Genomic DNA, 11,957 nt, shown 5'->3' with positions numbered 1-11,957 from the left:
TCATTTAAGTCAAAGTAAATATATTATTTGTCAAAAACAAGGTTTTCAACAACAAACCTGTATAAACAAAGTGGGTGATAAAAGGAATTTTACCCCAATATAATATGTTAAAAGAGGACATAATACATAAGCCATAATTGAGAATATCTAAAGCAGACAATTTAAAGATCTACACCTTTTTATACAAACAAACGTAAATAAAAAAGCAGTAAATTCCAAAAAAAGTAGGAAATATCTATTTACACAAAGAAGATATAGCATTAATTCTATATATTAAGCAATAATTAAGTTTATATCATACATATAAATAAGGATTAGCTTATTTTATTAGAAAGTTACTTTCACAAACGGGATAACAATATTGAAAATAAAGTTTTTAATATTACATTGACAAGAATGCCAATCCTGCTTACAATTGAAAACGATTATCAACATCAAGTAGGAGGAGACACCGTTATGTCTAAGGGTAAAATTAGTCTGAAAATTAAGTTAGCTTTTATGTTTATTTTAATTTTGTCGACATTATTAGTTGGTTGTTCAAACGCTAATAATGAGGAATCAACATCGAAAGGCAATCATGATAACATGCTTACGATTGCTTGGCCGAGAGATGTAGGAGAAATGAATCCACATGTCTACAATCCTTCACAATTATTTGCTCAATCTATGGTATATGAACCGTTAGTAAGCTATCAAGCCGGCGGTAAGATAAAACCAAATCTAGCTAAGTCATGGGAAATTTCTGAGGATGGTAAAGTATACACGTTTCATTTGCGTGAAGGTGTAAAATTTTCCGATGGAACAGATTTTAATGCAGAAATTGTTAAAAAGAATTTTGACACTATTTTGAATAATAAAGAATTACATAGTTGGTTGGGTTTCATTACAAAAATAGCTCAAACAGAAGTAGTGGATAAAAATACTTTTAAATTAACATTGACTGAACCATATTACCCAACAATTCAAGAGCTAGCTGTAGTTCGACCAGTTCGTTTCTTGGGTGAAGCTGGTTTTCCTAAAGATGGTGATACTTCAAAAGGTATCGTTAAACCGGTAGGTACAGGTCCATGGATTTTAGAAAAGTATAAAGTAGACGAATATGCTATTTATAAACGAAATGAAAATTATTGGGGAGAGATTCCAAAAGTAGAAAAAATCAAAGTGAAAGTTATTCCAGATGCGGAAACGAGAGTACTCGCATTTGAAAAAGGTGATTTAGACATGATTTATGGAGAAGGAGTTGTCAGTCTAGACACGTTTAAGCAATTAAAGTCTACTGGAAAATATGAAACTAGGGTTTCTGAACCAATTGCCACAAGACAGCTTGTTATGAATACAAAAACAGAACAGCTTTCAGATGAACGTGTAAGACAAGCCCTTCATTATGGTTTTAATAAAGAAGCTTTGGTTAAAGGAGTGACTTCAGGTTTAGAAGAAAAAGCAGACCATATCTTACCTGCAAATTTACCTTACACGAAAGATGTTGATGTGAAGTTGGTAAAGTATAATGTAGAAAAAGCAAAGGCACTATTAGACAAAGCAGGATGGAAACTCCCTAAAGGAAAAACAGTTCGTGAAAAAGATGGAAAGTTACTTGAAATTGACCTAATGTATGATTCAGCAGAATCAATTCAAAAAGCAATGGCCGAAACTCTTCAATCTGAATGGGCGGCAATTGGTGTGAAATTAAACATTGAGGGAGTTGAACTACCAGACCAAGTTCAAAGATTTAAAGATAATAAATTTGATATTAATTTCTATAGTAATTTTGGTGCTCCTTATGATCCTCATACATTTTTAAACATTGTCTCATCAAAAGGGTATGGGTTTAATGAAGCTATTTCAGCATATCCAAATAAAGATGAATTAATTAAACAAATGGCGAAGGTTCCTCAAACAACAGATGAAAAAGAGCGCCAACAGCTCTATTCATCTATTTTAAAGTCAATACAAGACCAAGGAGCTATTATTCCTATTTCGTATATGAAGAAAACAGCCATTTATCAAAAGAATGTAACGAATTTTAATTTCCCTGCTAATCGTGACGAGAATCCATTCACAGGAATTAGCATCAAACAGTAACTAGCAGGAGGTTTTCATGGGCAATTATATACTGAAACGAATTATGTCCATCATTCCAGTTTTTCTTTTGGCCACACTTCTCACGACTGGAATGGTTCACCTTTCATCGGTGGATCCAGCTGAAGCTTATTTAACAGCAGCCCATATCCAGCCGACTGATGAGATTTTAGCTCAAAAAAGACATGAGTTTGGTTTAGATCAACCATTCTTTATTCAATATGCAAACTCTATTATGAAGATATGCCAACTTGATTTTGGCATATCTTATGTTTCGAATAAGCCGGTTTGGGATGAGGTTATATATCGAATACCAGCGACCATCCAACTAGCTATAGTAAGTATATTAATAGCCGTGTTCGTCAGCGTGCCTCTTGGATTTCTGGCGGGAGTAAAGAAAGGTAGCGCTATTGATCATTTTAGTCGTTTACTTTCCTTTTTTGGTGCATCTATTCCAAGTTTTTGGCTGGGCTATATATTGGTCTTTTTCTTTTCTGTTAAGCTTAACCTTTTTCCAGTTGAAGGGATTGGGACATGGCAGCATCTTGTACTGCCTTCCATTACGCTAGCTCTTCCTTTAATAGCAATGTATACAAGATTATTACGTGCCAGTGTTCTTGAAAACTTGCAGCAACCATATGTGCTATTTGCTCGAACTAGAGGACTTAAAGAAAAAACGATTATGACAAAGCATGTGCTGAGAATTGCTATTTCTCCAATGATAACTGGGCTTGGAATGAATCTTGGGAAATTACTTACGGGCACAATTATCGTTGAATCGGTTTTTTCTTGGCCTGGATTTGGACGTTATTTCATTGAAGCTATTTTTAATCGTGATATACCTGTTATACAATGCTATGTACTAATAGCGGCTAGTTTATTTATTTTGAGTAACTTAATTGTAGATATAGTTCAAATGTATATCGACCCACGTATTTCCAGGAAAGAAGGGCAACATCGATGATAACAAGTATACGTACGATATTTAAAAATGAAAAAGTAATTCCCATATGTTCAACGATATTAGGTATTCTTTTTATCATCGCCATTTTGGCCCCTTGGATTACACCAAATGATCCCGTTGCCGTCAATTTGGCTTATAAATTGCAGCCTCCAAGCTGGAATTTCCCATTAGGAACCGATCATTTAGGAAGATGTAACTTGTCACGTATTCTATATGGAGCACGCATCTCATTAGGTTTTGCTATACTTATTTTCATTTCATCATTAGCCATTGGTTTAATTATTGGAACTTTTTCAGGTTATAAAGGTGGCTGGGTCGATCATGTTTTAATGAGATTTTGCGATGCTGTTATGGCTTTTCCAAGCCTTATTCTTGTATTAGGATTGGTTGGTATATTTGGTCCTGGACTGTCACAAGTAATCTTAGCGCTGATGCTTGTACAATGGGTTTATTACGCGAGAATGTTCCGAGGAATGGCCCTTAGTTTGAAAGAGCAGAACTTTATCCCTGCTGCGAAGATCAGTGGTTCCTCTCAATGGAAGATCATTAAAAATCATATTATCCCCAATGTGTTACCCCCGCTTGTCGTAATGGGTACACTGGAAATGGGCTGGGCAATCATGGATATATCTGCTATGTCTTTTCTGGGATTAGGCGTTCAGTCTCCTACACCTGAATGGGGAGCAATGATTCACGAAGGAAAATCATATATTCGGACGAATCCGGAACTGATGCTTTATCCAGGTTTGTCTATTATGCTTGTTATTGTTACATTCAATCTATTAGGCGAAGCATTATCAGAGCGTTACGGTGTCAAACGTCGATTTTAAAAAGGAATGAAGAAAGTTGGGAACAGACAAGTCAAAAGTATTACAAGTTAGAGATTTACATGTTCAAATAAAAGCAAAAAACGGTATTACAACTCTCGTTCAAGATATCAATTTTGAACTGAAGCCTGGGGAGATTCTTGGTCTTATTGGTGAAAGCGGTTGTGGTAAAACCGTCACAAGTATGTCTATTCTTCAGCTCCTTAATCGTAAGGAAACAACAATTGAAGGGAGCATAATGCTAAAAGGGCAAGAATTAAACGGTTTAGCTGAGAAAGAAATGCGTAAGATTCGTGGCAAGGACATAGCGTTTATTATGCAAAACCCGATGAATGCTTTTACACCAGTTTTTACTATTGGGCACCAATTTGTTGAGACTATTCGCTCTCATACGAGCTTGAATAAAAAACAGGCAACAGAGCTTGCTATTGAGTCAATGAAACAAGTAAACTTACCTGACCCTGGCAAGCTTTTGAAATACTATCCTTTTCAACTAAGTGGGGGTATGCTTCAACGAGTAATGATTGCTATTGCAGCAAGCTTGCATCCAGCTGTTATTATCGCTGATGAACCGACCACCGCGTTAGATGTAAATAATCAGAAGAATGTACTACGTCATTTGGATAAAATTCGTTCCGAATATGGTTCAGCAATTTTATTAATATCACACGATCTAGGAGTTGTCTCTGAAATGGCAGATGAAGTAGCCGTTATGCAGCATGGAAAAATAGTAGAAAAAGCAGGTGTATTTCAGCTGTTTGATTCACCCAAGCATGAGTATACAAAGAAGCTGTTAAATGCAAGACCAACATTATATTTAGAAGAACCTATGACCAACTTAATTTGATATGTGGAAAGCATTTTATAAGAGGTGAACAAGTGAGTTTATTACAAGTAAATGAAGTCACTCATAGCTACGGAAATCGAACTTTTTTCAAATGGCAAAATCGTTCTAAGAAAGTACTTTCTGATATCTCCTTCTCTATTGAAGAAGGGACATGTTTAGGAATGTTGGGTACGAGTGGAGCCGGTAAAAGTACGTTAGGAAAAGTAATCCTTGGTTTGGAAAAGCCAAAGCATGGACAGATTCTTTTTCAAGGACATGATATCTATACGGTAGATAAGTACACTCGCCAAAAAATTCGGCGTGATCTTCAAGTTGTTTTTCAAGATTCATACTCAGCAGTTAATCCCCGAATGACCGCTGAACGTATTATTGCAGAGCCGTTAGAAAACTATGAGAAATTAACATTAGCTGAACAAAAACGAACCGTAATTGAATTATTAGAAAAAGTAGGACTCGGTGAAAAGGACTTAAAAAAATATCCACATCAATTTAGTGGTGGTCAGCTGCAAAGAATCAATATTGCAAGGGCAGTCTCTCTTAAGCCGAAGCTCATTGTCTTAGACGAATCTGTAAGCAGTCTAGACATGGTTACGCAAACTCTTATTCTAGAACTATTAAGAGAGTTAAAAGAAGACTTTGGCTTATCGTATTTTTTTATTACACATGATATCAAAGCCGCTTGCATGATTAGCGATACATTAGGTGTATTAGAAAAAGGAGAATTAATTGAACATTATAATTCGAAAAATGAGTTCTTTAGTTCAGAAAATCCTGTGGTAAAAGAGATGAGAGGTTCTATACTTGCCGAGCATCCACGTTTTCGCTCGATTAGAACAAAGAGCAATTATATTTAATTTAAAGATATTACTATACTCATGCATTTTAAGGCCTCGATTTCATCCACGTAATCGAGGCTATTGCTGTTATGTTTAACTCGAAACGATAGAAGGAGGCCAGTTGGATGAATCATCGTACGTATCTTACTTTGGCGATTCCCCTGACAATCTCAACGATGACTACGCCCTTATTAGGTGCGGTGGATACCGCGGTTGTCGGGCAACTTTCAGCTCCAGCTTATATTGCAGGAGTTGCGGTAGGAACTCTTATTTTTAATACGTTATATTGGGTATTTGGCTTTTTAAGAGTTAGTACATCCGCCTTTGCTGCACAAGCAAATGGGGCAAGCGATCCAGATCAGGGAGTACTTGCTTTATCCCGCCCGTTTTTATTAGCTTTAATAGTAGGGATGCTTTTTATTCTTTTACAATGGCCGATTGAACATGCGGCTCTCCTAGTGATTTCTCCCGATGCTGATGTAAGTAGGTTTGCAGTAGAATATTTTAGAATTAGAATATGGGGAGCACCCTTTATACTGATGAACTATGTGATTCTTGGTTGGTTAATGGGGATGGCTAAGGTTAAAGAATCTTTATGTTTACAGATACTAACAAATGTTTTAAATATGCTTTTAGCTATTCTTTTTGTCCATGTTTTTTCTTTTGACGTACAAGGAGTTGCTACAGCAACCTTGATTGCTGAAGTTACAGCCTTCATATTAGGATTATTCATTATTTTGAAAGTATCTCCATTTAAATGGAAAATGCCATCCATTCAGGCACTTATAGATACAAATTCTACGAAGAGGATGTTTAATGTTAACAAGGATTTGTTTATTCGAACTATTTGTTTATTAGTCGTTATTAATATGTTCACAGCAAAAGGTGCTTCGTTTGGCACAGAATTTCTAGCTGCAAATGCTGTATTATTTCAAATTCACTATATAATGGCTTATTTCTTTGATGGATTTGCTAATGCTTCTAGTATCCTAGTTGGCAAAGCAGTAGGGTCAAATGATAAAGAATTATTTAAAAAAACACTTACTTTGTCTAGACAGTGGTCGATAATAACAGCTGTTATTATAGCTAGTTTATATGCACTTTTTCAAAAGCAGGTTGTAGGGCTATTTACAAATTTGCCTGATGTGATTGAACTTTCACTTACGTATGGAGTATGGCTTATCATCTACCCCTTTGTTGCTTGTTTTGGCCTTGTCCTTTATGGGGTTTTTACAGGAGCAACTGAAATTGCTCCCGTTCGAAATTCTATGATTTACGCGATGGTTGTCTATATCATTATACAGATTACAGCAACTCCTATCTGGCATAATCATGGCCTATGGCTGGCTTTCATCATCTATACTATCGGGCGATCAGGGTTCCTAGTTATGTACACTCCGCGATTAAACAAAAAATTGGTAGAGCTAAAGGGAGAAGGCTGAAAAAATTATAACAAAATATTTCCGGTTCAATTATAGAGGAATCCATCAAACGCCGATCTACTGCCGGTGCTGCTACTCTCTTAAATAGAGGGTTATTAAGAAAGAAATCGGTCAGGGAGGACGGCCTTCTTTCTTAATAAAGGTCTGTTAAATGATGAGTAGATTTTTATTTAAGTAAAGCAAGAAAGAAATGAGCAAGCAGCCAAATGCTTTTTAAGAAAGCTTTGGCTTTTTTGCACGTTTCCAAAGCTTAATTCTCTTTTACAAACAATTGGTCTTTCCTTCAAAAATATATAGATTTCTACTAAGAAATAAAAAAATTTTGTTCATCATCGTATAATAAATTTCTTTATTGAAAACAGCAATACGAATCTAATGGATTCGTATTTTCCGGTGACATTCAAAATACTTCCTAAGCAATAGAAAGAAGAGGTTTTGAACGTCTATAATTAGGTTAAACAGATTGTAATAATTATTTTTTATTTATTCTTTATATTTAAATTATTCGTTCGTGATGGTACAATAAAATGATGGAAAGAGGATATGATGCTTCTTTCTTAATAAAGGATGAAAAAATATGGATATTAAAGCTCAGCAAACAAAGCTGGCGAATAATTTGGGCAAATTGTTACGAGATAACTTTGGAAAAGGCCCTGAGGCTGTTCATGTTACGATTTATGAACCTTATGTTGTTATTTATGTCAGTGGCTTTGTATCGCCGATGGAACAAGTACTGTTAAATCAGAATGAAGAACTTCAAGTGATGACTACAAGAGAGCTGTTGGTAAAAACTCTTGAACCTCAAATCACGGGGCAAATTAAAGGGATTACAGACCTTGACATTCAGCACTTATATTATGATTGGAATTTAGATCATCACTCCGGAATTTTTGTTGGAGTTTGCTTAGACGATTTGAAAGCCGATTTGACTGAGGGCGACCCTTACCCAGGAAAACAAGCAATTCATGATCGAATTATAAAGATGAGTGAGATTGCCCAAAAAGGTCCCGAAAAAATCTCGTCATATAAATTAAGCGATCGTACATTGGTCATCGTAAGAGAAGGAATACTGGTAGCTATTGAAAAACAGCTAATTTCGTTGGGTTTTGATGACACCTTGCGCATCTCTAAACGCCCTTTGGAAAAAGGAATCTTACGACAAAACGATGACTATGATGAGATATTAAATGCCGACATTCTTGATATTTTTGTAGATTGGGATTTTGAAAAGGATAATAGTATTATTACGCTTATTTTAAAACCAAAAAAGTAATGAGGCAGTAATGAATTGGACACATTGTGCCAAACATAAGCCGAGGAAGAAAAGCTCATACCTTTTCTTTTTCGGCTTATTTTTGTTGTCTAAAAAGAGTAAGTCCTTTTGTAACGGAATAATTCCCTAAAACAGCACCTGAAAATTGGATGTGCCAACAGAAAGGATTTGGTCGGGATGGCTGATAATCATGAGATTGTATTGTTTATAAAAGAGCTTCATCGATTGTTGCAGGATTACCAAAAGTATGACAATGAATTATACAAAGAAGAAATTAGCAAGGATATACTACTTTTAAGTACCATTATCTATGGAAGTAAAATTGGAATTTTAAATAAAAGAAGAATCTTGAAACACAGGAAACACAAAGGTAAACAGAAACCAATCTATTAAAGATATACTAGTATGCCTTTCGTTTACACTTTATAAAAAGCGAATTCTTATTACCGAAAATGATCTTATAAGGAAGAAGGATTTTTCATAAAACATCACGAATAGTATACCTTATGAAACTAGAAACTAGGTGCACCATCTATGGATAAAACGAAACTGGAAAAAGAATTAAGTAGCTATATGGGAAGGTTACTTCGTGAAAACTTTGGAAGAGGTCCTGGAGGTGTATTCACCGTCATTTCTCCTCCTTTTATAACCGTTTATTTTAAAGCCTTTTTATTACCTTTAGAAAAGGTTTTGTTAGACAAGGAACAAGTTATCTATGTTCAAAAAACACGTGATTTGTTAATGGAGACTTTAATTGAAGAGATAAAAGGATATATACAATTAAATATACATTTAGATATTAAAGAATTTTATTATGATTGGAATTTAGAGCTGCAGTCTGGGATGTTTATCATGATCCATTCTGATAAAGAAAACATAGCTAATCATTCCTATAAAAATCAGAAATTGCTACATAAAGAAGTTGAGGAAGTAACTCAAAAAGCAGAAAAATTCCCTCACGATGTTTCTTCTTATTTATTAGATCAGAGAACACTTCTTATAATCAGGGAAGGTATTATGGTAAATATAGAGAAAGAATTAGTTCAATTAGGATTTGAAGAAAACCTTACATTGGCTAAAAGAAATCTCGAAAAAAGGCTACTTCATGAACATAGTCAATCATTAGAAGTAATTTTAGATTCAAAGGTAACAGATATACTAGTAGCATGGGACTTTCATAAAGATAAAAGTACAATTCTTCTGATTTTAAACCCAACTTCATAACGGCATTGATAAGCTAGGCACTGAACTAGATGTAGGCCAAAAAGAAAGGTTATATAACCTTTCTTTTTGGCCTATTGTTTTTTTACTACTATTAAAATAAAGAAAGTGGTGATAATTATGCTATTTCAATCGGATGAAGGAAAGGAACCTTTAACTGTTGAGATACACACTGAAGTGGATATAGTAGAAGCGCGTCAGAAAGGGCGAATGTTTTCTAACTGCTTAGGCTTCAGCACACTTGATCAGGCCCGAATTATTACGACTATTTCAGAATTATCCAGAAATATATATAAATATGCCACTACCGGAAAAATTACAATGGAAATAATAGAGAAAAAACCTGAAATAGGACTCAAAATAATAGCTATAGATAAAGGACCTGGCATTAAAAATATTCAAAAAGCGCTGGAAAGTGGCTATACAACGTCAGGAGGGTTAGGCGTTGGTTTATCAGGGGTGAAAAAATTAATGGACGAATTCACCATATCATCTCAAGAAGACCATGGCGTTAACATCCAGGTTATAAAATGGAAAAAAAGAAATAAGTAAAAGGAAGACAAGTTAAACTGTAAACGTTTATCTACAACAGTAGGTAAAGATTTGTATAGATTTATGAGTAGCTAGACTGAAAAATCTATTTTTCATTAAGCACTATTAAGGTCAAGAAATTTTAAAAAATTTAAGAAAGAACGGACTTCCTCTTTACAAAAGACTCCTTTATTGAATAGAAGATAGCTTCTAAAAACATCATCCCCTGATGATCCGGCTCTAGGATAAGGTTAAGATATTTCACATGCGTGAATTGGTACCTTCAGCATGTGCTTCTCCTCTATTAACTCTTAGCAGTAGGACAAAAATGTTTCTTCGCAGTGTCACAAGAGGCTTAGAAACATGAGAAAAAGGTGTAGAAAATTATGATCAATTATATTTAATCGTTAAAATAATTGATCATAATCAAGTCTCAAAAACCATAGATTCTTGGAAATTATTAATAATGATAATTGTGATATAAACAGTACAAGTATATAATTGTGTGAAAAAAGGATGGATACTATGCCGATTAATTCGTTTGAAAACTATCCGATGAGCTGGAAACCATCTGTTGATAAAACAAGAAAGCCTATTTACCAAGCCATTGCAGGACAATTGGAACAGGATATTATCAAGGGAGTTTTATTACCTGGAACAAAACTTCCTCCACAGAGAGAGCTAGCCGATTATTTAGATTTAAATTTGAGTACGATTTCAAAAGCATTTAAAGTGTGCGAGCTAAAGGGTTTATTAAGTGCTACTGTTGGAAGCGGTACATTCGTATCGTATGATGCGTTATCGAATGCGTATTTACTCGAAGATATAAAGCCTAGCCACTTAATTGAAATGGGCGCGACACTGCCAGACAATGATTCATACGAGCCGCTTCTCCTTCAACTAAAAGATATGCTACAAGAGACTGATTACGAAAAGTGGTTTAGTTATGGGAGGCCAGGTGAAAGTCTTTGGCAAAAAGATGCAGCTGTAAAGCTGATGAGAAGAGGCGGATTCAAAACAACAGTTGATCACATTTTATTTGCAAATGGAGGACAAAATGCAATTGCTGCAATACTAGCGAGTCTTTGTCAGCCTGGAGATCGCATCGGGGTTGATCATCACACTTATCCAGGTTTAAAAACGGTTGCAGCTATGCTTAGTGTACAATTAGTACCGATAAAATCAAAGAATTATGAAATGAGTCCAACTGCTTTTGAATATGCATGTAAAAATGATAATATTAAAGGCATTTACTTGATACCAGACTACCATAATCCAACTGCTTGCTGTATGTCCGTTGAAAACCGAGAAAGGCTTGCCGTGATTGCAAAAAAATATAACCAATTTATTATTGAAGATGCAACGTATCATCTCCATCATGAGCAACCAATGCCAGCAGTGGCATCATATGCACCAGAACAAGTCATCTATATTGCGAGTTTATCAAAATCAATAGCACCAGGGTTACGACTAGCATATGTAGCAGCGCCTAGTCGATTTAAAGAGCCTATTTCAAAAGCACTTTATAATTTAAATATATCAGTTTCACCATTATTAGCAGAGCTAACAGCACGTATTATTGTGTCAAATCAATTTGAACCCTTAGTAGAGAATCATCGTCAACAAGCTATTCTCAGAAATCGAATTGCAAATCAATATTTAGAAAATTACACGTGTTTAGGTATGGAAACTGGTATATTTCGTTGGTTACTATTACCAGAAAAGATTACAGGTGCTGAATTTGAAACATTAGCTGCGCAACAGGGCGTACAAGTGTATGCAGCAGAACGCTTTGTAGTGGGAAACAGTTGTCCAGACAGAGCTGTAAGGATCGCTGTCTGTGCACCGAAAACGATTGGAGAGCTTGAGCAAGGATTGATTATCCTTAAACGTTTACTTAACGACTATTTATAATATTGTTTGCCATACAATTATAA

Annotated in this window: 11 protein-coding genes; all 11 read left to right on the top strand. The window is 35.1% G+C overall.

Annotation, left to right across the window (positions count from 1 at the left end):
- Positions 1 to 456: 456 nt before the first annotated feature.
- The 11 genes from nikA to ACFX4G_RS24370 all read left to right on the top strand — a co-directional run bounded on the left by nikA (position 457) and on the right by ACFX4G_RS24370 (position 11,934).
- Complete coding sequence (gene nikA, locus ACFX4G_RS24420; protein WP_097823775.1) at positions 457 to 2,082, top strand: nickel ABC transporter substrate-binding protein; 1,626 nt, start codon at positions 457 to 459, stop codon at positions 2,080 to 2,082.
- A 16-nt stretch (positions 2,083 to 2,098) separates the two neighbouring features.
- The gene (nikB, locus tag ACFX4G_RS24415) at positions 2,099 to 3,043 is read left to right on the top strand and encodes a nickel ABC transporter permease subunit NikB (RefSeq protein ID WP_013056422.1); all 945 of its coding nucleotides are present in this window, start codon (positions 2,099 to 2,101) and stop codon (positions 3,041 to 3,043) included.
- Positions 3,040 to 3,873: a nickel ABC transporter permease subunit NikC gene (gene nikC / locus ACFX4G_RS24410; RefSeq protein ID WP_013056423.1), complete on the top strand. Its 834-nt coding sequence runs from the start codon at positions 3,040 to 3,042 to the stop codon at positions 3,871 to 3,873. Before nikB ends, nikC begins: the two co-directional genes overlap by 4 nt.
- Positions 3,874 to 3,889: 16 nt before the next feature.
- Positions 3,890 to 4,717: a nickel import ATP-binding protein NikD gene (gene nikD, locus ACFX4G_RS24405; protein WP_013056424.1), complete on the top strand. Its 828-nt coding sequence runs from the start codon at positions 3,890 to 3,892 to the stop codon at positions 4,715 to 4,717.
- Between the two features lie 32 nt (positions 4,718 to 4,749).
- A complete protein-coding gene (gene nikE / locus ACFX4G_RS24400; protein WP_013056425.1) occupies positions 4,750 to 5,571 on the top strand; it encodes a nickel import ATP-binding protein NikE in 822 nt (273 codons plus the stop codon).
- Positions 5,572 to 5,678: 107 nt separating this feature from the next.
- Positions 5,679 to 6,995, top strand: coding sequence for an MATE family efflux transporter (locus ACFX4G_RS24395; protein ID WP_377577526.1), 1,317 nt, complete (start codon positions 5,679 to 5,681; stop codon positions 6,993 to 6,995).
- 577 nt (positions 6,996 to 7,572) lie between these two features.
- Positions 7,573 to 8,268: a Na-translocating system protein MpsC family protein gene (locus ACFX4G_RS24390; RefSeq protein WP_043981826.1), complete on the top strand. Its 696-nt coding sequence runs from the start codon at positions 7,573 to 7,575 to the stop codon at positions 8,266 to 8,268.
- 177 nt (positions 8,269 to 8,445) lie between these two features.
- On the top strand, positions 8,446 to 8,661 hold the full coding sequence (locus ACFX4G_RS24385) for a hypothetical protein (protein WP_377577523.1): 216 nt from the start codon (positions 8,446 to 8,448) through the stop codon (positions 8,659 to 8,661).
- Between the two features lie 141 nt (positions 8,662 to 8,802).
- Positions 8,803 to 9,492: a Na-translocating system protein MpsC family protein gene (locus ACFX4G_RS24380; RefSeq protein WP_043981828.1), complete on the top strand. Its 690-nt coding sequence runs from the start codon at positions 8,803 to 8,805 to the stop codon at positions 9,490 to 9,492.
- Between the two features lie 117 nt (positions 9,493 to 9,609).
- Positions 9,610 to 10,041 carry an anti-sigma regulatory factor gene (locus ACFX4G_RS24375; RefSeq protein ID WP_043981829.1) on the top strand — a complete coding sequence of 144 codons (432 nt, stop codon included), beginning with the start codon at positions 9,610 to 9,612 and terminating at the stop codon, positions 10,039 to 10,041.
- A 504-nt stretch (positions 10,042 to 10,545) separates the two neighbouring features.
- Entirely contained in the window at positions 10,546 to 11,934 is a 1,389-nt protein-coding gene (locus ACFX4G_RS24370) for an aminotransferase-like domain-containing protein (RefSeq protein WP_377577520.1), read from the top strand.
- The last annotated feature ends 23 nt before the right edge of the window (positions 11,935 to 11,957 follow it).

It is taken from the genome of Priestia sp. YIM B13486 (genome assembly GCF_042787865.1).
GTDB lineage: Bacteria > Bacillota > Bacilli > Bacillales > Bacillaceae_H > Priestia > Priestia megaterium.
This window is presented reverse-complemented; position numbering and strand designations above follow the sequence as displayed.